This window comes from Frankia sp. BMG5.60 (assembly GCF_059428125.1).
Genome location: NZ_CM182091.1, coordinates 5,128,251 through 5,148,153 on the forward strand (window position 1 = coordinate 5,128,251; position 19,903 = coordinate 5,148,153).

Consider the following 19,903-nt stretch of genomic DNA (forward strand, 5'->3'; position numbering starts at 1 on the left):
GTCGTGCGCTGTGAGGTCCCCGGACCCGACCGGCCGCGCCGCCGCCCGGTCCACGGTGCCGGGGTCCGTCGTGTTCGAGGCCGTAATCGTCGGGACCGGAGGGGAGCCGGCGCCCGAAGCCAAGCCCGCTGCGTGGTCGTCCGGCCCGGGGGTTCGGCCGGAGTGCGGGCGGACCGCCCACCGGGCCTCGCCGGCCGGTGGGGTCCGGGTGAGCCTCGCCGGGCCGGCCCGGCTCGTCGCCACGGTGGGGCACCGTCCGGGCGGTGTCGCGGTCGCGTTCGAGGGCGACCTCGACGCCGCTGCCGAGCCGATGGCCCGGGCGCTGCTGTGGGCGTGCCTGGACGAGTGCGCGAGCGTGCTCGTCGTCGATCTGACCGGTGTGTTCGTCGACGTCCGTGGATTCACGGCGCTGCATCTGCTCTGGCGGGCGGGCCGGGAGCGAGGGGTGCGGGTCGCGGTCGCCGGGTGCTCGCCGATCGTGGACCGGATGGCGACCGTCCTCACGCCCCAGGGCGTGCCACGATTCCGTACGGTAGATGCTGCATGGCAAGCAGTGACCGGCTCCGAGCCGACCACCGCCACGTCTGCGGCAACTGCGGGATAACCCCCAGGATGATCCGGCAGGATGGGACGGCCGGGCTGTCGCGGTCGCGGTTGGTGTCGGCGTCGGGGTCGGGGTCGCGCTGGAGGTACGGGGGAACCACGATGGAGATCGACAAGCTGCTGCTGGACGCCAGCCTGGCCCGGCTACACCACCTCGTGCCGAGCCAGGTCGAGCTCGCCAGGCTGGTCAGCGAGGTCGTGCACGCGGTCACCGAGATCTTCGACCTGACCGGCGCGGGCGTCCTGGTGGTCGACGCGGACCGGGCCCTGCGCAGCATCGCCGCGTCCGACAGCAGCGGGGCGCTACTCGAACGCGTCCAGGAGGAGTTCGGCGAGGGCCCCTGCGTCGAGTCCTTCATCATCGACGAGATCGTCGCGTCCGAGGATCTGGCCACGGACACCCGGTGGCCGCGGGTCACCCCCGCCCTGCTGGACGGCGGGATCCGCGCGGTCCTCGGCGTCCCGGTGCGCCTCGGCGGCGGCCCGATCGGCACCCTCAACGTCGCCGCCGACTCCCCGCGAGTCTGGACCGACAGCGAACGCGACGCGATGGTTCATTTTGGTGCGGTTCTCGAGAATCTGCTGCTCGCCGGGCTCATCGCCGACCGCAATGACAAACTCGCTCGTCAGCTTCAGTACGCCCTGGAATACCGGGTTCCCATCGAGCGCGCCGTCGGATATCTCATGGCGACGATGAAGACGGACCCGATCTCGGCCTTCGAGACCCTGCGGCGGACCGCACGCAACGAGCGCCGACGGGTCTCCGAGCTGGCCGGGGAGATCCTCGCCCGGCGACGGGTGCTCTGACCCCCGACCGGCCCGTCCTCGGACCGGCTCCTCCCCAGACCGGCTCGTCCTCCGACCGGCGCGCCCCCGGTCGGATATGGGTGCTGGCCCGATGGTCGTCGCCCCTGCCGCCCCTGTTCACTGTCGGCAGGACGACACGGTTGGCCGGCGGCGACGCCTGGCCTGACCGTGGCGGCTCCACGACGATGATGCCCACCGGGCGATGCCCCGGGTTGCCGGCGCGCCGGCCTGTCGGCGTTTCGTGGGGCCGGCTATCCCCGTACCCGCAAGACCCGTACCTGGAACGACCCGTACCTGGGACAACCACTGACGAAAGGGGGCGAATGATCGAGGCACAGGGGCTCACCAAGCGGTATGGACGCACGGTCGCCGTCAACGACCTGTCCTTCACGGTGCAGCCCGGCAAGGTGACCGGATTCCTGGGGCCCAACGGCGCTGGGAAGTCCACCACGATGCGCATGATCCTGGGGCTCGACAACCCGAGCGCGGGCACGGTCCGCATCGACGGCCGGCGGTACAGCGAGCTGAAGCAGCCGCTGCGCCAGGTGGGCGCGCTGCTCGAGGCGAAATGGGTGCACCCCAACCGGTCCGCGCGTTCTCACCTGCGTTGGATGGCGGCGTCCAACCGAATCCCGGCGAAGCGGGTCGACGAGGTGCTGGAGATCGTCGGGCTGACCGGCGTGGCGGGCAAGCGCGCCGGCGGCTTCTCGCTCGGCATGGCGCAGCGGCTCGGTATCGCGACCGCGCTGCTCGGCGATCCGGGCGTGCTGCTGTTCGACGAGCCCGTCAACGGCCTGGACCCGGAAGGGATCCTCTGGATCCGTCGGTTCATGCACCGGCTCGCGGACGAGGGCCGGACGGTCTTCGTCTCCAGCCATCTGCTCTCCGAGATGGCGCTGACCGCCCAGGAACTCGTCGTCATCGGGCGCGGGCGGCTCATCGCGCAGACCAGCACCCGGGCCTTCATCGACATGGCGTCCGAGTCGACGGTCCGGGTCCGCAGCCCCGAGATGGACCGGCTGCACGGGGTGCTCACCGGCCAGGGGCTCGCGGTCCGCGACGTGCCGGCCGGCGACGACGGACCGGCGGCGCTGCTCGTGTCGAACAGCAGCACCGAACAGGTCGGCGAGCTGGTCGGCCGGGTCGGCTTGGTGCTGCACGAGCTGGCCGCCCAGCGTGGCTCGCTGGAGCAGGCGTTCATCCAGCTCACCGGGGGTGAGGTCGAGTACCACGCCGGTGCACTCGCGGGGACGCCGAACGGCTCGCCGCCCGCCGGGACACCCGCCGCCCCGGCACAGCCCACCGGGCCGCTGCCGCGGGAGACCGAGGCCGTGGACGCGACGCGGGGAGGCGACGCGCGATGACTCTGCTCACCGTCGAACGCATCAAGCTGTTCTCCACCCGCTCGCCGTGGTGGTGCATGATCCTGGCGACCGCCCTCACGGTAGGGCTGACCTCCATCTTCGCGGCCACCACCAAGCCCGCCGACCTGCCCACCTTCACCCCGAGCGTCACCCAGTTCGCCTTCAGTTTCGGACTCGTGGTGATGATGGTGATGGCCACGCTCGCGGTCACCACCGAATACCGGTTCAGCACGATCCGGTCGACCTTCCTCGCCGTCCCCACCCGCACCCCGGCGCTGGTCGCCAAGGCCGTGGTCGTCGCTCTGCTGGCGGGGATCGTCGGGGAGATCACCGCAGTCGGCTCCTGGGGCATCGCCAAGCTGATCCAGCCGGACGCGCCGCTGGGAATCGACACGGCGCAGGAGTACCGCAACGTGTTCGGTGTCGGGCTGATCTATCTGCTGTCCGCCGTGCTGGCCCTCGCCGTCGGGCTGATCGTCCGGCAGTCCGCCGGCGCCGTCGTCATCGAACTCATCTACCTGCTCCTGCTGGAGAACCTGCTACCGGCGATCCCCCGGATCGGCGATCACATCCAGCACTGGCTGCCGTACACCGTCGGCAACAACTTCATCGTCGCCGGCCAGCCCGAGACCGACGACGGGCCGCCCGCGATCGAGGGGATGCCGTTCGGGCCCTGGGGTTCGCTGGTGTACTACGCCGCGGTGTGCGTGGGCCTGTTCGCGATCGGCCTGATCCTGGCCAAGCGCCGGGACGCCTGACGCCTGCGACTGACGCCGAGTGGTTCGACGGGCCGCCGGCAGAGGAGACAGCGGCGTGCGTCGAGAGATAGCTTCACCACCTCACGTCTGCACTCGTTGACATGGAGTGACGCTGCTGGCGGGTGCCGTTGCTGACGGGTGGTGGAGGGGGTCGGGATCGCGCCTGTGCCCGGGCGTGTCGGGCCGCCGGGCAGCATCGGACCGGCCGGCGGTCCGATGCTGCCCGGGCGTCGCGCGCGTTTCGGGCGGTTCGGATGTTCCGAGCTGTCGCGGCTCGGCCGGCGCCGGGTCGCCCTCGCCGGTATCGATCCGTTTCTGCTGCGTAGCGCACTGCGGGCCGCCGTCGTCGCGCCCGCCGTGCTGGCCGCCGGCTACTACCTGTTCGACCGGATCCTGCTGAGCCTGTTCGCCTGGTTCGCGGTCTTCGCCCTGCTCGTCTTCGTCGACTTCGGCGGTCCGGCACGGGTGCGCGTCGCCGCCTACGCCGGACTGGCCGTGGCCGGGCTGCCGTTGATCACCCTGGGCACGCTGTGTTCCCGTTCATCGTGGGCGGCGTGCGGGGGGATGGCGGCGGTGGCCTTCGCCGTCCTGTTCGCCGGGGTGATCAACGTGTACCTGGCGGTGGCGGCCCCGGCCCTGCTGCTGTCCTTCGTGCTGCCGGTGACGAGTCCGGCGGGTCTGTCCGCCGTGCCGGAGCGGCTCGCCGGCTGGGGTCTGGGCGCAGTCGCCGCCCTGCTCTCGCTGGTGGTGCTGTGGCCGGCACGGCCGCCGGATGAGGTCCGCCGGGCCCTGGCTGCAGCCTGCCGGGCCCTGGCCGACTGCGTCGCCGGCCGCCCGGCCGGCGTCACGGCCGCGGGGTCGGAGACGGCCAAGGGGTCCGGGGCGTCGGAGGCGTCCAGGGGGTCCGAGTGGGACGGGGGGCCGGAGTGGGCCGGGGGGTCCGAGTGGGCCGAGTGGGCGGGGGCGGCGGGAGGATCGGCGGCGATGGGCGTCGTGGTGCGCTCGGCGGTGGCGGAGGTCCGCCGGCGCTTCGCCGCAACGTCGTACCGCCCGACCGGGGCGGGCGGATCCGCGGCCGCTCTCGGCCACGCCGTCGCCGACCTGAACTGGATAGTCCCCTTCGCGCTGGCCGTCCCCGCTGGGGACCGGATGCGCCGGCACTGCTTCCCCGGGCCGGCCGCCGAACTCCTGGCGGCCGCCGTCGACACCCTGCACGGCATCGCCGACCGGCTCGACCGGTTCGCCCCGCGCGACGGGACGTCCCGCCCGGCGCGAGCGGGCCACGCGGCCGGGGACGGGCGCCGCGGCGGCGGGCTTGGGGTGGAGCGACTCGACCGGGCCGCCCGGGGCATCGGACAGGCGCTGCTCGACGCGATCGGCCGGCCCGCCGGGCAGCCCACCGACCCGACTGACCCGACTGACCCGACCGGTCCGACCGGACCGACCGGACCGGTCGGACCGGATGCCACGGCGGCCGAGGCGTTCCGGCTGCGGCAGTTGGCCCTGGGCACCCGGCAGCTCGCGGTGCACACACTGGTGGCGACGGGGGAGCGTCGGCTGTGGCGGCCGATGCCGGGCGCGGGGCGATGGCAGCGGGTCCGGGCCCGCCTGCGTCTGACCCGCGAGCTCGTCGCCGGATACGCCGACGTCCGGGCGATCTGGTTCCGCAACAGCGTGCGCGGCGCCGCCGGCCTCACGCTCGCCGTGGCGGTGACCCGCGTGACGGGGTTGCAGCACGGGTTCTGGGTGGTGCTCGGCACCCTGTCGGTGCTGCGGTCGAACGCGCTGGCGACCGGGATCACCGTCGCGCGCGCGTTGGTCGGCACGGCGGCGGGGATCGCCGTCGGCGGGGTCGCCGTCGTCGGGGCCGGCACGGCGAGGCCGGTCCTGTGGGCGCTGCTGCCGGTCGCGGTCCTGATCGCCGGGTACGCCCGCAAGGCGAACGCGTTCGCCGTCGGCCAGGCCGGGTTCACCGTCGCCGTCGTGCTGCTGTTCAACATCGTCGAGCCGGCCGGCTGGCGGGTCGGTCTCGTCCGCATCGAGGACGTGGTCCTCGGCTTTGCGATCAGCGTCGTCGTCGGTGCGTTGCTGTGGCCGACGGGGGCCACGACCCGGCTGGTGCGCGAGCGGGCCGCCACCGCGTACCGGGCCGCCGCCGAGTTCCTCGTCCGGGTCGCCGCGGAGCCGCCCTGTGCCGCTCCGGAGCCGGCCAGCGCGCGGGAGATCGCCCGGTTGGCGCGCACGGCCGTGCGCGCCGGCCGGCTGCTGGACGACGCGATCCGCCAGTACCTGTCCGAGCGGCCCGCCGGCCAGCTCGACGTCGACGCGCTCATGCTGGTCGCCGCTGGTGCCCTGCGGATCCGGCGCACCGCGCAGGCCCTGCGGCTGACCGGCCCCCACCCGCTGCGGGCCGAGATCGTCGGAGCCGGCTCGCCGGTCGGGGGCCGGGCCGGCGCCTGGGCGGGGCTGCTCCGCTGCCGTCCGCGGCTCCTCGCGAGCGTCGACGAGCTGCGGCGATGGCATCTGCGTCTGGCTGACGCCCTGGCCGATCGGGCCGAGCCGCCGCCACCCGCGCCGGTCTCCTCGACGCCGCCGGTCGACGCGGTGCGGGGCTGTGCCCTCGTCCGGGTCCGGGCGGCGCTCGCCACGGGCGACCGGGCAACGGCGGTGGCCGCACTCGACATCGTCGAGCGCGCGGAGCATCTCGCCGTGCTTCAGGACCTGCGGGGTCGGCTCGCCGGGGCGGTCGGCACCCTGGTCGCCGGCGGGGGTGGCGCCGATCAGGCGCCGGGGCCCCACAGGTCGCGGCCGGCCCGGGCGCGTTCCCGCGACTTCATCCGGGCCTCGTGGACGTGGCGCATCCCGTCGGTGAGCCGCCGCCGAACCTCCTCGTCCACGTCGACGAAGGGGCGGTAGTACAGCTCGTCGTACTCCTCGACGATCTGGAAGGTCCAGCGTCCGTCGAGCACGTTGCGCCCGTACAGCTCGCCGCGGACGAACCCGGCGATCCGGGCGTGCCCGGCGTCCTCCAGTCCGGTGATCGCCGCTGTCAGGGTGAGGTCCGCTCGTCCGGAGAGCTGGTGGAACTCATACAGGGCGCCGCGGGCGCGTTCCACCCATTCCAGTGCCTCGCTGAGGCGGCCGACCGCCTCGGCGGTGGCGTCGTCGAGGTCCGGCCGGGTGCGGTCCAGCCGATCGCCGGGCCCGCGCTGCCCATCCAGGTGGCTGCGGCGGCCGTCCGCGCGCCCGGGATCGCGGTCCCGGCCGGCGGTACGGCTCTCGCCGCGGTCGCCCGACCGGCCGTGGGCGCGATCGGCGTCCTGGCGGGGGTGTCTGCTCACCCTGGCGGGATGCCCGGACGCGCGGGCCCCCACACCGTGGGCGCCCGCGCGTCCGGCGGATCGGGAGCTGGCTCAGGCCTGGACCGCGTCCACCGTCTCCGCATCGGCGACCGTGGTCCTGGTCTCCCGCTGGGCGGGGACGGTGACCGCGGCGCTCGCCCGCCGGCCGGGGATGAAGGTGGCCAGCAGCAGCGCGAGCAGGGCCGACCCCGCGCCGAGGACGAACGCGAGCCGGAAGCCGCCCTCGGACGGCAGCGCGACGCCTTCGAAGGTCGTTGTCATGTGTGCGAGGACCACGCCGACGACCGCGGCGGAGGACGAGGTGCCGAGCGAGCGCATCAGGGTGTTCAGGCCGTTGGCGGCGGCGGTCTCGGTCGGCGGCACCGCGGCCATGATCAGGGCGGGCATCGACGCGTAGGCCAGGGCAACCCCGAGGCCGATGATGCAGGCCAGGAAGATGATCTCCCAGACCTCGCTCATGAGCACCAGACCCAGCCCGTAGCCGATCGCGATCGTCCCCGCGCCCAGCATCAGGGTGACCTTGGATCCGAAGGCCGCGGAGAGCCGGGCGGTGACCGGGGAGGCCAGCATCATCACGAGGCCGAACGGCGCGAAGCACAGGCCGGCGACGATCATCGACTGGCCGAATCCGTAGCCCGTGCCCTTGGGGGCCTGCAGGAGCTGCGGGATGATCAGGGACATGCCGTACATCGCGAATCCGATGATGACCGAGGTCAGGTTGGTCATCAGAACCTGACGGCGGGCGCTGATCCGCAGGTCGACCAGCGGGCTCGGGGTGCGCAGCTCCCAGAAGCCCCAGGCGAGCAGGATCACGACGGCCGCGAAGCCGAGCCCCAGCGTGGTGCTCTTGGTCCAGCCCCAGTCGCTGCCCTTGGAGATGACCAGCAGCAGGCACAGCACGCCGGCGGACATCCCGAAGGCGCCGACGAAGTCGAAGCGGCCGTGGGTCTTGTCGCCCACCGGCGACTCGGGGATCACCTTCCAGATGACCAGCAGCACCAGCACGGCGAGCCCGGCCGCTCCCCAGAACAGCACGTGCCAGTTCACCTGCTGGGCGATGATCGCCGACAGCGGGACGCCGAGGGCGCCGCCGATGCCCAGCGAGGAGCTCATCAGCCCGAGCGCCGAACCGAGCTTCTCGGGCGGGAGTTCGTCGCGCATCACACTGATCCCCAGCGGGATCAGACCCGTGGCCAGACCCTGCAGCGCGCGCCCGGCGACCATCGGCAGCAGAGCGGTGCTCAGCGCGCAGACGACCGAGCCGATGATCAGCACCACGAGGCTGACCATCATCATCCGCTTCTTGCCGTACATGTCGCCGAGGCGGCCCACGATCGGCGTCGAGACCGCGGCGCCGAGCAGGGTCGCGGTCACCACCCAGGCCGTGTTCGAGGCGGATGAGTGCAGCAGCTCGGGAAGGTCCGAGATGAGCGGCACCACGAGGGTGTGCATGACCGAGACCACGACCCCGGCTGTGGCCAGGGCCCCGATCATCAGCGCGGGCGCGGGCGCGCCCTCCTGCCGACTGGTCGGGTCGGCGGACGCCTGTGCCATGGGAGCCTCCGGGTGGATGACGGTGAGGAGCACCGACGGAAGGTGACCGTCTGCGCGCGGACCGCGAGCGGCTGCGGGTGCGGCACGACCATGTCGCTTGCAAGAGGGTTTGCGAGATCGTTTCGGTAGCCACGGACGATCGCTGATGTGCACCATACATGCTATGTGTGCCGTGCACAGACACCGGAGCTGCGCATAGTCTGGGATAAAGGTCACGGTCAGACGAGGGCATAGGTGCCCGGATGCGCGGCGGAGGCGAGCGTGCTCGAGGACCTGCAGGAGATCGAGCGGGAGCTGTTGCTGCTCGCCCGCCATCACATCCTGCCCACGTCCACCCACAAGCAACACGGCCGAACCCTCGACCGCTCGGCGTACTTACTGTTGAGCCGGATCGAGGCGGAGGGGCCGATGACCATCGGGCAGCTCGCCGATGCCTTCGCCCTCGACGTCTCCACCGTCAACCGGCAGGCCGCGGCGATGGTTCATGCCGACCTCGTCGAGCGGATCCCCGATCCCGACGGTGGGATGGCCCGCAAGCTGGCGGTCACGCCGCAGGGGTTGCAGCGCCTGCATGCCGACCGCGACGTGGTCCTGCGGGGGCTGGGTCAGGTCCTCGAGAACTGGTCCGTCGAGGACCGGCGATGCTTCGCCGACCTGCTGGGCCGCTTCAACGTCACCTGCGAGCGTGAGAACGGCTATCCCTGGCCCCGTCCCACCCGCGTCTCCGACCGGTAGCCGCCCCCGCGTCGCGGCGGCGACCGGGCGATGATCGGATCTTGTAGGATGAGCTCGCTTGTCTGCCGTAACGCCAGGTGGGAGGGCTCGCCTAGAGGCCGATGGCGGCGGTCTTGAAAACCGCTATGGGGAGTGATCCTCATCGTGGGTTCGAATCCCACGCCCTCCGCCCACCACGTGAATTCCACACCAGATCCGCAGGCCAGAGCCGGTATCGGCCATCCCAGGACGATCAACCATCACTCCGGCTGACTCCGGCCAGATCCGACTGGCTGAGTCCCTCCTGCGTCCCGATCGTGAGGCGACGGTGGGGCGCCGGTTCGGATGCTGGCCTTGACGGCCACCACGACGTGGTGCGGTTCGGCTGGGGAGTTGGTGTCGCCGACCGGTTCGATCGCCGGCCGGTTCGATCGCCGGCCGGTTCACCGCCCCTCGGTAAGGGCCACGAGGGCTTTGGCTGTCTCCGGGTCGGCGGGCAGGAACGTCTCGACCGCCAGCTCGGAGACGGTCACGTCCATCGGGGTGTTGAATGTCGTCACCGTGGAGATGAGCGTGAGCAGGTGCCCTTCGACGACGATCCGCATCGGCAGCGCGAGCGCCGGGGGCGCTCCGTCGGCCGGCGCCGCGGGATTCGCCGATCCGATGCCTGTGTCCGCACCCGGATCGTCTGAGGCCGGGCGGTCGGGAACGGGATAGGCGGCCACCTCGTCGTGGAGTGCGCGCAGCACCGACGAACCACGCAGAATCATGTTCCGCCGCATTGTCTCCAGCAGGTGCGACCGCCATTCCGCCAGATTCACGATCCGCGGCGCGAGCCCGCGCGGATGCAAGGTGAGGCGCATCGCGTTCAGCGGTGGGCGCAGCAGGTCCGCCGGCACGCCGGTGAGCAGAACCAGCGCCGCGCGGTTGGTCAGTGCAACGTCGTAGTGCCCGTCGAGCACCAGCGCCGGGTTCGGCTCATAGGCGGTGAGCAACTGCTCCAACCCGGCGCGCACGGCCGTCATCGCCGGGTCGTGCAGCGGCGTCTCGGGGTAGGCCGGAGCATAGCCGGCGGCGATCAGCAGTGCGTTGCGGTCCCGTACCGGGACGTCGAGATGTTCGGCGAGTCGCAGCACCATCGCTCGGCTCGGCGTGGCCCGGCCGGTCTCCACGAAACTGATGTGCCGGGCGGAGCTATCCGCCCGAAGTGCTAGTTCAAGTTGACTGACTCTGCGTCGTTCCCGCCACTGCCGCAGCAGCGCGCCCACGCCCATCCGGGCACCCCCGGGCGCCGGGTCGGCCGGGCCGGGTCCCGCCGAGGAGGTCGTCATGCGTGCAACCGTAGCCAGTCTGACCGGGACCGGTCGTGCCGTCGTTCGCCACGACATGGCCAAGTGTCCCTGCATTGTGATTTCCGTGTTCGATGATGTCCGCCACGGGCGTCTGCCCTGAGCGGCCCGAAAGGTTGCGCGAGATGCCCGGAGTAGGTGGGATCGCCCCGACCTGACCGTCTCCGGAGCGTTGGCACTGGACAAACACCCTGAAGACTCGACGGCCGGTTGCGTGACGCTTGTGCAGGTCTGCGACAGGATGGCCGGGTGCCTCCCCGTCGGTCGACATCCCCTCGCGCGATCCCGGCCGCCGTCTCCTCGCCCCGGCGTCCCCGCGCGATTTCCGTGACCCTTCACTCCGATCCGGATCAGCCCGGCCGGCAACCGACACTGCCGATCCAGGTGCCCCGCCGCCGGCAGCCCGAGGCCGGCGCGCATATCGCGGTTACGGCCAGTTGTGCCGGCTGCGACACGCGGTGGACCGATCCGGCCACGACCCATTGCGGTTCGTGTCATCAGTCCTGGCCGAGCGTGCAGGGCTTCGACGACCACCTGGTCGAATGCCCGGCCCATCCGGTCATCGCCGCCCGGCGGGTGAAGCGGGAACCCGAACAGTCCGGCGTCGGAGCCGCCTGACCGGCGCCATTGGCGCCGACGTCGGACCGGTCCGGAGTTTCCCGCCCATCGGCCGAAACTCCGTCGGCCGCTTGTTTCCCGACTCCGTCTGCGATTGCGGTCAACGGGTCGGTGGTGCGGTCACGGAACTGCTACGTTCCGGCGCTGAAGCACCCGTGCCCGCCCGCGGCGTCGCGTGCGCCCGGTCGTGGCGCGCGAGCCCGTCAGGGCGGCGGCCGCCGCGGTCGCGCGCGTGCCGTGTGCCCCGGACGGGGCGGTCCAGGCGGGGCGGTCGGGCGGGGCGGAGGATGGAGGAGCCGATGACGGTCTGCGGGCTGGTCCGGTTGGACGGGGTCGACGTGCGGCGGGCGGTGCTCACCACGATGCTGGCCTCCTCCGCCGCCGGGCTGCCGGCAGCGCGCGGGGTGCACACCGACGGGGCGTTCGGGGCGGTGAGCGCGGCGGATCCGGACGCGGACCCGACTCCGCCGATCGCCGTCGACGACGCCGGGCTCGTGGTGATCGCCGACCTCTCGCCGCGGAGCGCGGGCGCCCGCCGCTCGGCGCGGGCGTCAGCCGCCGCCTACCGCAGCGGCGGTCGGTGGGCCCTGCTGAGCCCCGCGGGCACGGTTGCCGTCGTCTGGGAACCGGCGCGGGCCCGCCTGGTCCTCGCCCGGCCGTCGGGCGCTCGCACCGAGCTGGTCACCTGGTCGGACGGACGGTTGTTCGCCTTCGGCACCGAGACCGAACAGGTGCTGTCCGTCGGCGCTGGCGGGCCTTCCCGCCCGGCCCGGCTGCGACGGCTGGGTTCGGGCGAGATCGTCACGATTACCGTGCCCCCCGCCCGGCACCGCCCCGCGCTCGCCGCGGTCCGCCAGCGCACCGGTACGGCGGCGGCTCCGGGACTGGCCCCGGCCGGCTGCCCGTGACGGTCACCGGCCGCCTGGAACGCCGGGAGCCGCTCCGGCCCTGGCCGCGGGGAGAGGGGGCGGGCCTGGTCGGTCTGGTCAGCGGGCGGGGGCCTCAGCCGTCTCGCCGGCGGCGGGGCGGGCGGCCCTGGTGCTGGCCGGTGCCGCGAGGTGCTCGCGGCGGATCAGGGCGCTGACCCGGCGCTCGGCGACGAACGACAGGAACGGGATCGTGCCCGCGAGCATGATCAGGATTGTTTGCCGCAGCGGCAGCCGGCAACGGTTTGCCAGGTCGTATGCGCAGGCCAGGTACACCATGTACAGCACGCCGTGGATCGGGCCGATCGCCGCGACGACGGTGTCGTTGCCGCCGGCGTACTTCAACGGCACGCCGACGCAGACCAGCAGGATCAGACCGACGCCGACGACGTAGGCGATCACGCGGTACCGCAGCAGGGCGGCTCGCACCGCAGGCGTGGCGGAACGTCCCCCGGCGGTGCGGGAGGGGGCGGGGGTCATCGGCGGGCTCCGTTGATCTGTTTCGCGTTGATCTGCTTCGAGTTGATCTGTTTCGGGTCGATCTGCTTCAGGGCCTCGCGCAGCACGTCGCGCTCGTACAGCGAGGTGAGGTAGCGGTTGTAGGCGTCGAGTTCGTCGTCCTCCTCGGGCGAGTCCGACGCGGCGGTCAACATCCGGGGACCGTCCAGCTCGGGCCGCCAGGGCGCCTCGGGTGCGATCCGCCCGCCCGCGCCCCACTGGGGACCGCTGTCGTCCTGGGGCGCCAGCTCTTCCCTGATCATCTTGTACCACCAGTACACGACGAAGGCGGCGAAGATCGGCCACTCGACCCCGTAGAAGAGGTTCTGCAACGAGCCCTGCGCCGACTCGCCCTTGGTGAGCTGCCATATCCCCATGCGGATGAACAGCGCGACCATAGCGAGCGCGAGGAGATGACGCGCGATCCACGAGGGTGCAAACAACAGCCGGCGCACGCTGTCGACGCTACCTCTCCGGGTCCGGTCCGCGTAGGTCGCGGGCCAGGTGTCAGCGACCAGGCTCACACCGTCGATGACTCGGTCGGGCGAACGGCGGGGAGACGGTCCGCTCGCCGGGCCGGGCGTCGGAGCCCGGCCGGGCCCTGGGGCGCGGCGGCCGCGACGGTGGCTGATTGCCCGGGGCGCTGGATGTCCGGGGCGCTGGATGTCCGGAGTACTGGATGCCCGGGGCGCCGAGTGTCCGAGTGCTGGAAGCCCGGAGCGGGTGAATGCGGCGGTGGCGAGGGGGCTGGCCGGCCTTGGCCTGACCGGCCAGCCCCGGTACCGCTCGACGGCCCGTTCGGTCGGCTGGGGGGGGTTAGCCGGACGAACGGGCCGAAACGCCGACCGGACCTCCTGGCGCGGGGGCCGGTGTGGCGTTCACATGGTCAGTCGTCCGGGAGGTGTCGTTTGGTTGCCGCGGAGGGCAAGATTTTTAAAGTTTTTCGCGATCCCCCCTGGATGACCCAAAAGGGCTAGTCACGTTGTTGGGACCCCTCGACCCGGCGGTCGAAAAATGCGGCTCGGATGGTCGAACGGCCGTCATCGCACCAGCACCGCTTCGTCACCGCAGCACCGCTTCGTCACCGCAGCACCGCTTCGTCACCGCAGCGCCCCTTCGTCACCGCAGCACCGCTTCGTCACCGCAGCGCCCCTTCGTCACCGCAGCACAGCGGCCGCGAGCGTCCACCCGGCGGAGCCTCCGCTGGAGATCGACACGGTGGCGGCCCCGATGTTCGCCGGCAGCGACACGCTCACCCGGGCGTCCGCCGAACCGTCGACCAACGTCGAGGGCAGCGTGACGGTGAAGGTGCGCCTGTCCCGCAGCGAGGACACGGTGATCTCGACCCGTCCCGACGACGACCCGAGGTAGACATCCAGGGTGCGGGCCTGCATGACGAAGGTCGACAACACGGCCGTGCCCTGGACCGCCAGCCGGTCGGTGTCATCGGTGCCGCTGGCCGTCGGCATCCCGCCGCTCCAGTCGAAGCCCGAAGGCGATGTCGTCGGAACGCCCACCACGCTGGCGCTGAGCAGCGGAACCGGCAGCGCCGCCCGGTTCTGCACCCCGCCCCACCCCTCACCGAACAGCGCCCAGTCCGCGGCCTCGCCGCCGGGAATCTGGACTCGCGACCCGGCCGGGAACGGCGCGACAGAGCTGGTGTAGATGCCGGTGGCGGACGGCGCCAGGCCGGTGGTGGGTGCCTGGCCCGTGCCGGCCGCGCCGGTGCCGTCCCCGGCCGGTGCGGCCGGATCGGGCCTGGTGCCCCTCGTCAACGGCTGCGTGGACGCCCCGCTCGACGGCCTCGCTGCGCCCGCCGGCTCGGCCGCTCCCGCGGCCGCCGTGCTGCCCGCCGGACTGGCCTGTCCCCGCGGGACGCCGGCCGAGGGCTGCGGGGACGCGGGGGATTGCGCGGCGGGTGGACGGGACGGTGCCAGCGTGGCGCCTGCGGTCGCCCACGGTGTCTCCGACGGGTGGGGTCGTGCCGTCACGGTGGTGGTCGGGGGATCGGACGAATCTGAGCCCGGCAGGTCGAGCAGGGCAACCAGCGCGATCAGGGCCAGGCTCAGCACGGTGACGGCCGCGCCGACGAGCGCCTGAGTGCGGCGCCGGGCCGCCCGCCCCGGCCCACCGCTTCCAGGCCGGGTGCGCCGGGGACGACGGCCCCGTCGCGGCAGCACCGCGGACGGGCGCCTGTGCGCTGTGCCGTAGAGGGCCTCCAGCCGCAGGGGCGACGTCGTGCCGAGGCGATCCCCCTCCTCGGCGGGCTCGCCGAGGTCGAGCGGACCGGTCAGGTCGATCAACGTGCCGAGGCCGTCCGGCGCGGCCATCTCGGCGTCCGCGTACGGCTCGGCCTCGGCGTACAGCCCGGATTCCGCGCGGGCTTCGCTGTAGGCGGCGGCTTCGCCGTAGGCGGCGGCTTCGCCGTAGGTAGCGGAATCGTCGTAGGCGGTGAAGCCCGCGCCGACGACGATCGGCGTGGCGCCCTGCGGGCCTGCGTGAGGATCCGGCGTCGGCCCCGCGGCGGCTTCCGGGCGGTCCTGAGGGCTGGCGGCCGCCCGGGTGGTGAAGGGGGAGACGGACCCCGGCTGGCGCAGCGGGAGAACGGACGGCGCGCCCAGCGGCTGCCCGATGGCCGCCGCGAGCCGGCGCCGGATCCGGTCGGAGTCGGGCTGGTGCCGGGCCATCTCGGCGCCCAGCATGCCGCGCAGCTCCTCGTGGAACGGCGTGCCGGTGCCGCTCATCCGGCCGGATGCGGCTGGTGGTTCATGGTCGGGCTCCTGGAACCCCGACGTGCTCGGTGTCATCTACGCCTCGCCGACCCGCCACACCGGCCAGGCCAGTCGTTCCGGCCAGGCCAGTCGCGGCCAGGGCAGCGACTCGGGCCAGGTCGGCGAACCTGCCCCGCCAGGTCGCTCGAGCCAGCCCGGTTCGTCGAGTCGGGTCGCCTGTTCGGCCGGGGGCAGGCGTTCGGCCTGCGGCATGCGTCCGGAGCCGGGGATGCGGCCGGGGCCGGGGATGCGTTCGGGGCCGGGGATGCGTTCGTGCCGGGTCAGTTGTTGGCGCGCGGAGGAGGATCCGCGCCAGGGGACAGGTTCGCGCCGCAGTGGTTCGCGCCGGCCCAGGGGAACCGGACCGGGCAGCCGACCCGCCTCTGGGAACGGCTCGCCGCCGGGGTGCCGCCCGGCTCCGGGAGTCGGCCCGGCCCCCGGTGTCAGGTCGAGCCCTGGTGTCGGCCCGGCCCCTGGTGTCGGCCCGGCCCCCGGTGTCAGAGCGGCCCCTGGTGTCAGGTCGAGCCCTGGTGTCAGGCCGGCCCCCGGTGTCGGCTCGGTCCCGCGCGGCGGCGCGAAGGCGGACCGGTCGGGCCCGGCGGGTTCGCCGGACTGGCCGGTGCCGCGCCCCCCGGGGGACTCGCCCGAGCCGGAGCGCGCGCCGTTCACCCGGGACGCGCCCGGCCGGGACGTGCCGCCCTGGGGCGTTTCGGGGTGCTCGGGGGCCATGCGGGGGGTCACCTCCTCCTGGGTCCTCGCGGTCGGCGGCGGTTCGGCTCTCTTAAGGATTCGCTCGAGCTCGGCGACTCCCTTGGCCGTCTGGCTTTTCACCGTCCCGACGGAGATGCCCAGCGTGCGGGCCGTCTCCCCTTCTGACAGGTCGAAGGCGTAGCGGAGCACCACGCAGGCCCGCTTGCCCGCGGGCAGGCTCATCAGGGCGGTGCGCAGGTCGACCACCGCCGGCACGTCCGGCACCGGGGCGGATCGCTCGGCGCGCTGCCCGAGCACGGCCAGCCCGCGCCGCTCGCGCACGACCTTGCGGACCCGGTCCGCCGCCAGGTTGGCGACGATGCGCCGAACGTAGGCCAGCGGGAGCTCGGCCGAACGGACCCGGTCCCAGCTCGACCAGGCCGCGGTGAGCGCCTCCGCGGTGAGGTCGTCGGCCGCGTCATGGTCGCCGGTCAACAGGTACGCGAAGCGACTCAGCGCGCGATGATGGTTCTCGAAGAACGCGTGGAACTCCGCCTGTCTGTGGGGATGTTCGTGCTCGTCGTCGGCCGCGACCGCTTCCACTGGCACGCTCCCCGGGCCCGTCCTGGCCGGCGCGTCCCCGGTGCCGGCCAGACAGTCGATGCTGTGGTCGTCTGTGACTCGTTGCAGAGAACCAAGAGTTCAGGGTGATGCGCATATGACGGTAGCGACTGGATCTGCTGTCTGTCGTGGCACTTGAGTGCTGATCAGTTCCTGTACCGTTAATACGGCGATACGGGCGCCGCACCTCGTGCGGACCGCCGTCTCCGCTGTGACCTACGTGCCATCCGGGTCCGGGGTCGGACAGGCCCGTCGGCGAACCTTTTCGACGGCCAGACGCCACCCGAATGAAGGCCCGTTGTGGGTCGGCTGTTTTAGTTGTTCGATTGCGCGTGTCGCGGGATTGCGTCCGTTGTTCATGCGATGTTTTTGTTGATCGTTTGGAGATCTGGCGGGGTTGGCCTGCCTGTCCGGGGTGGGTCGCGAGGCTTCGGATGGGCGCATCGCTGGCCGTGCGATGCTGGGACGATGTTTCCGTGGCTCCGACCACCGGGTACGGCGGGTCCTATGTCCGGCCCGCTTACCTCGACCATCCCGACGTCGACCATCCCGACGGGGACCGTCCCGTGGACCATGGCGATGTGGACCACCCCGGCGTGCCCGAGTGTGGTGTCCGCCGGCGTCCGTCCCCACCGTCCGGACACGCCGCCGCCGCTCGACCCGGACGCCCCGATTCCGGACGACCCGGGCCCGCTGCTGCCCGATACGCCGGATCTGCCGCCGGCGCCGCACGAACCCTCGCCGTACACCGAGCCGGCGCCGGACTCACCCGAACCCGAACCCGAACCGGTCTGATCCGGGACCTGCGCGGGATGCGGCCACGAAGGAGCTCATCGTGACCCTGCTCGACCTCACCCCCGACGAGGTGCTGACGACGACCCGCAGCGTGCGCAGGCGGCTCGATCTCGACCGCCCGGTCGAACCGGAGATCATCGAGGAGTGCCTGCGGATCGCCCTGCAGGCGCCCAGCGGTTCCAACCGGCAGGGCTGGCACTGGATCGTGGTGACCGATCCGGAGCTGCGTGCAGGCATCGCCGACTACTACCAGCGCGCCGCGATCGCCTATCTCGACGCCGGCTCCGGGCCGGTACAGGACTCACTCGAGGGCGAGCGGCTCGCCGTCCACCAGCGGGTCAGCGACTCCGCCCGGTATCTCGCCGAGAACCTGCACCGGGTCCCCGTGCACGTCATCGGCTGCCTGGAGGGGGACGCGACGCAGATCCCGGCGGGGCTGCAGGCGGGCTTCTGGGGGTCGCTGCTGCCGGCCGCGTGGAGCTTCATGCTCGCCCTGCGGGCCCGCGGCCTCGGTAGCGCCTGGACGTCGCTGCACCTGCGCTACGCAGACGAGGTGGCGAAGCTGCTCGGCATCCCGTCGGACGTGAGCCAGGGCGTGCTGCTGCCCGTCGCCTACACCGTAGGCACGGACTTCCGGCCGGCGGCACGGGAGCCGCTGGCGAGCGTTCTGCACCACGACCGCTGGTAGCGCCCTCACCGTCGTCCCGGAGTCCGCGGGCTCGGGGGTCCGCGGGCTCCCGGGCGCCGGCGGCGTCGTAGCGTGTGGAGGGTGCATGCGGTGACGGTGTCGGCCCCCGGCGGGCCCGAGGTCATGTCCTGGTCCAGCGTGGCCGACCCGCCCGACCCCGGGCCGGGCGAGGTGGCCCTCGACGTGGTCGCGACGGCGGTCAACCGGGCGGACCTGCTGCAACGGCAGGGTCTCTACCCGCCGCCGCCCGGCGATTCCGAGATCATCGGGATGGAGTGCTCCGGCCGGGTCGTCGCGGTGGGGCCCGAGGTGTCCGGGTTCGAGGTCGGTGCCGAGGTGTGTGCCCTGCTCGGCGGCGGCGGGTACGCGAGCAGGGTGAACGTGCCGGCCGGCCAGCTCCTGCCGATCCCGGCGGGCGTCGACCTGGTCGAGGCCGCCGGCCTGCCCGAGGTCGCGGCCACCGTCTACTCGACCGTGTTCGGCATCGCCGACCTGCGCGACCGCGAGGTCTTCTGCGTGCACGGCGGTGCGTCGGGGATCGGCACGTTCGCGATCCAGGCGGTCCGCGCGCTGCGGCCGGAGGCGGTCATCGCCACCACCGCCGGCTCCGCGGCGAAGCTGGCCCGGGTCCGGGAGCTCGGCGCGGACGTGGCCGTGTCCTACCGGGACGAAGACTTCGTCGAGGTGATCCGCAAGGCCACCGAGGGCCACGGGGCGGATGTCATCCTCGACAACATGGGCGCGGCCTACCTGCCGCGCAACGTGTCGCTGCTCGCCGTCGGCGGGCGGCTCGTCGTCATCGGCCTGCAGGGCGGGGTGAAGGGCGAGCTCAATCTCGGGGCTCTGCTCACCAAGCGGGCGGCGGTGCATGCCGCGTCGCTACGTGCCCGGCCGGCGGCGGAGAAGGCCGAGATCATCGCCGGGGTCCGCGCCGAGTTCTGGCCGGCGGTCGAACGCGGCGCGATCAGACCGGTGATCGACCGGGTGCTCCCGATCACCGAGGTGGTGGCGGCGCACCGGCACGTGGCCGATCTCGGGCATGTCGGCAAGGTGATCCTCACCATTCCGCACTGATGGTGGCGGGCCGTAACCGGCTGTCGCTGCTCGTGGTCGGGTCACGGTCGGGTCACGGCCGGGCGGCCGACGTGGCATCGGCGCCGTGTGGTGCGCCCGCACGGGGCAGGATAGGGGTCATGACGGATCAACCGGAACCCCGCGTCGTGATTGTCGGGCCCGATGGAGCCCTGCACGACGGCCCGCAGACGGTGCTCGGCCGGCCGGCCAGGTCGGTGACCCCGGCCGACGAACAGGAGGGGGAGCCGGCCGGCGGCAACCCCGTGGCCGAGCTGGTCTCCCAGCCCGACAAGGTGATGCGCATCGGCACGATGATCAAGCAGTTGTTGGAGGAGGTGCGCGCCGCGCCGCTGGACGACGCCAGTCGCGTCCGGCTGCGGGAGATCCACCGCAGTTCGATCCGCGAGCTCTCCGACGGGCTGGCCCCGGAGCTGCGGGCCGAGCTGGAGCGGCTGTCGCTGCCCTTCGACGAGGGCCACACCCCGTCGGACGGCGAGCTCAGGATCGCCCAGGCGCAGCTCGTCGGCTGGCTGGAAGGCCTGTTCCACGGCCTGCAGACGGCGCTGTTCGCCCAGCAGATGGCGGCCCGGGCCCAGCTCGAGGAGATGCGCCGCCGGGCGCTGCCGAGTGGGCAGCAGCAGCAGCCCGGCGGTGAGACGTTCGGGCGCGGCGCCTACCTGTGACGGCGTCGGCGCCCGCGGGCGGTTCGGC

General features: G+C 72.8%; 18 protein-coding genes and 1 tRNA gene. 13 read left to right on the forward strand and 6 right to left on the reverse strand.

The annotated features are described in order from the left end of the window. Nucleotides 1-208: 208 nt before the first annotated feature. From AC5R91_RS21090 to AC5R91_RS21110, 5 genes are all read left to right on the forward strand, one after another. Nucleotides 209-604 (forward strand): STAS domain-containing protein, encoded by a 396-nt coding sequence (locus tag AC5R91_RS21090; protein WP_495393054.1) that lies wholly within the window; start codon nucleotides 209-211, stop codon nucleotides 602-604. A gap of 101 nt (nucleotides 605-705) precedes the next feature. Then, nucleotides 706-1,410: an ANTAR domain-containing protein gene (locus AC5R91_RS21095; RefSeq protein WP_495393055.1), complete on the forward strand. Its 705-nt coding sequence runs from the start codon at nucleotides 706-708 to the stop codon at nucleotides 1,408-1,410. Nucleotides 1,411-1,733: 323 nt separating this feature from the next. Then, nucleotides 1,734-2,774 (forward strand): ABC transporter ATP-binding protein, encoded by a 1,041-nt coding sequence (locus AC5R91_RS21100; protein ID WP_495393056.1) that lies wholly within the window; start codon nucleotides 1,734-1,736, stop codon nucleotides 2,772-2,774. Continuing rightward, a complete protein-coding gene (locus tag AC5R91_RS21105) occupies nucleotides 2,771-3,532 on the forward strand; it encodes a hypothetical protein (RefSeq protein ID WP_495393057.1) in 762 nt (253 codons plus the stop codon). The genes AC5R91_RS21100 and AC5R91_RS21105 overlap by 4 nt, the downstream gene beginning before the upstream one ends. A 138-nt stretch (nucleotides 3,533-3,670) precedes the next feature. Next, a complete protein-coding gene (locus AC5R91_RS21110; RefSeq protein WP_495393058.1) occupies nucleotides 3,671-6,448 on the forward strand; it encodes an FUSC family protein in 2,778 nt (925 codons plus the stop codon). 497 nt (nucleotides 6,449-6,945) lie between these two features. On the opposite strand, the gene AC5R91_RS21115 is transcribed toward AC5R91_RS21110, so the two are convergent. Then, nucleotides 6,946-8,448: an MFS transporter gene (locus AC5R91_RS21115; RefSeq protein WP_495393059.1), complete on the reverse strand. Its 1,503-nt coding sequence runs from the start codon at nucleotides 8,446-8,448 to the stop codon at nucleotides 6,946-6,948. A 261-nt stretch (nucleotides 8,449-8,709) separates the two neighbouring features. On the opposite strand from AC5R91_RS21115, the gene AC5R91_RS21120 reads away from it, so the two are divergent. Beyond that, a complete protein-coding gene (locus AC5R91_RS21120) occupies nucleotides 8,710-9,183 on the forward strand; it encodes a MarR family winged helix-turn-helix transcriptional regulator (protein ID WP_495393060.1) in 474 nt (157 codons plus the stop codon). An 80-nt stretch (nucleotides 9,184-9,263) separates the two neighbouring features. Then, nucleotides 9,264-9,352, forward strand: a tRNA-Ser gene (locus tag AC5R91_RS21125). Between the two features lie 253 nt (nucleotides 9,353-9,605). Here the strand turns inward: AC5R91_RS21125 and AC5R91_RS21130 are convergent. Then, nucleotides 9,606-10,493 carry a helix-turn-helix domain-containing protein gene (locus tag AC5R91_RS21130; protein WP_495393061.1) on the reverse strand — a complete coding sequence of 296 codons (888 nt, stop codon included), beginning with the start codon at nucleotides 10,491-10,493 and terminating at the stop codon, nucleotides 9,606-9,608. Between the two features lie 402 nt (nucleotides 10,494-10,895). Here AC5R91_RS21130 and AC5R91_RS21135 point away from each other — a divergent pair, with 402 nt between their 5' ends. Both AC5R91_RS21135 and AC5R91_RS21140 read left to right on the forward strand, forming a co-directional pair. Beyond that, the gene (locus AC5R91_RS21135; protein ID WP_495398022.1) at nucleotides 10,896-11,129 is read left to right on the forward strand and encodes an FDXHR family putative zinc-binding protein; all 234 of its coding nucleotides are present in this window, start codon (nucleotides 10,896-10,898) and stop codon (nucleotides 11,127-11,129) included. 299 nt (nucleotides 11,130-11,428) lie between these two features. Further along, a complete protein-coding gene (locus AC5R91_RS21140) occupies nucleotides 11,429-12,037 on the forward strand; it encodes a hypothetical protein (RefSeq protein ID WP_495393062.1) in 609 nt (202 codons plus the stop codon). A gap of 78 nt (nucleotides 12,038-12,115) precedes the next feature. Here AC5R91_RS21140 and AC5R91_RS21145 read toward each other — a convergent pair whose 3' ends face one another. The 4 genes from AC5R91_RS21145 to AC5R91_RS21160 all read right to left on the reverse strand — a co-directional run bounded on the left by AC5R91_RS21145 (nucleotide 12,116) and on the right by AC5R91_RS21160 (nucleotide 16,617). Continuing rightward, nucleotides 12,116-12,535: a DUF3817 domain-containing protein gene (locus AC5R91_RS21145; RefSeq protein WP_495393063.1), complete on the reverse strand. Its 420-nt coding sequence runs from the start codon at nucleotides 12,533-12,535 to the stop codon at nucleotides 12,116-12,118. Then, complete coding sequence (locus AC5R91_RS21150) at nucleotides 12,532-13,077, reverse strand: hypothetical protein (protein WP_495393064.1); 546 nt, start codon at nucleotides 13,075-13,077, stop codon at nucleotides 12,532-12,534. Before AC5R91_RS21150 ends, AC5R91_RS21145 begins: the two co-directional genes overlap by 4 nt. Nucleotides 13,078-13,710: 633 nt before the next feature. Then, on the reverse strand, nucleotides 13,711-15,360 hold the full coding sequence (locus AC5R91_RS21155) for a hypothetical protein (protein WP_495393065.1): 1,650 nt from the start codon (nucleotides 15,358-15,360) through the stop codon (nucleotides 13,711-13,713). After that, entirely contained in the window at nucleotides 15,361-16,617 is a 1,257-nt protein-coding gene (locus tag AC5R91_RS21160; RefSeq protein ID WP_495393066.1) for a SigE family RNA polymerase sigma factor, read from the reverse strand. 525 nt (nucleotides 16,618-17,142) lie between these two features. Here AC5R91_RS21160 and AC5R91_RS21165 point away from each other — a divergent pair. The 4 genes from AC5R91_RS21165 (at nucleotide 17,143) to AC5R91_RS21180 (ending at nucleotide 19,875) form a co-directional block, all read left to right on the forward strand. Then, nucleotides 17,143-17,430 carry a hypothetical protein gene (locus AC5R91_RS21165; RefSeq protein ID WP_495393067.1) on the forward strand — a complete coding sequence of 96 codons (288 nt, stop codon included), beginning with the start codon at nucleotides 17,143-17,145 and terminating at the stop codon, nucleotides 17,428-17,430. 40 nt (nucleotides 17,431-17,470) lie between these two features. After that, on the forward strand, nucleotides 17,471-18,118 hold the full coding sequence (locus AC5R91_RS21170; protein ID WP_495393068.1) for a nitroreductase family protein: 648 nt from the start codon (nucleotides 17,471-17,473) through the stop codon (nucleotides 18,116-18,118). A 90-nt stretch (nucleotides 18,119-18,208) separates the two neighbouring features. Next, complete coding sequence (locus AC5R91_RS21175; RefSeq protein WP_495393069.1) at nucleotides 18,209-19,192, forward strand: NAD(P)H-quinone oxidoreductase; 984 nt, start codon at nucleotides 18,209-18,211, stop codon at nucleotides 19,190-19,192. A 119-nt stretch (nucleotides 19,193-19,311) separates the two neighbouring features. Beyond that, nucleotides 19,312-19,875: a bacterial proteasome activator family protein gene (locus AC5R91_RS21180; RefSeq protein WP_495393070.1), complete on the forward strand. Its 564-nt coding sequence runs from the start codon at nucleotides 19,312-19,314 to the stop codon at nucleotides 19,873-19,875. The last annotated feature ends 28 nt before the right edge of the window (nucleotides 19,876-19,903 follow it).

Excerpts from the sequence above, each read along its gene's own strand:
- AC5R91_RS21165 (WP_495393067.1), top strand. The coding sequence starts at position 17,143 with ATGTCCGGCCCGCTTACCTCGACCATCCCGACGTCGACCATCCCGACG.
- AC5R91_RS21180 (WP_495393070.1), top strand. The coding sequence starts at position 19,312 with ATGACGGATCAACCGGAACCCCGCGTCGTGATTGTCGGGCCCGATGGA.
- AC5R91_RS21140 (WP_495393062.1), top strand. The coding sequence starts at position 11,429 with ATGACGGTCTGCGGGCTGGTCCGGTTGGACGGGGTCGACGTGCGGCGG.
- AC5R91_RS21105 (WP_495393057.1), top strand. The coding sequence starts at position 2,771 with ATGACTCTGCTCACCGTCGAACGCATCAAGCTGTTCTCCACCCGCTCG.
- AC5R91_RS21145 (WP_495393063.1), bottom strand. The coding sequence starts at position 12,535 with ATGACCCCCGCCCCCTCCCGCACCGCCGGGGGACGTTCCGCCACGCCT.
- AC5R91_RS21155 (WP_495393065.1), bottom strand. The coding sequence starts at position 15,360 with ATGACACCGAGCACGTCGGGGTTCCAGGAGCCCGACCATGAACCACCA.
- AC5R91_RS21115 (WP_495393059.1), bottom strand. The coding sequence starts at position 8,448 with ATGGCACAGGCGTCCGCCGACCCGACCAGTCGGCAGGAGGGCGCGCCC.
- AC5R91_RS21100 (WP_495393056.1), top strand. The coding sequence starts at position 1,734 with ATGATCGAGGCACAGGGGCTCACCAAGCGGTATGGACGCACGGTCGCC.
- AC5R91_RS21095 (WP_495393055.1), top strand. The coding sequence starts at position 706 with ATGGAGATCGACAAGCTGCTGCTGGACGCCAGCCTGGCCCGGCTACAC.
- AC5R91_RS21130 (WP_495393061.1), bottom strand. The coding sequence starts at position 10,493 with ATGACGACCTCCTCGGCGGGACCCGGCCCGGCCGACCCGGCGCCCGGG.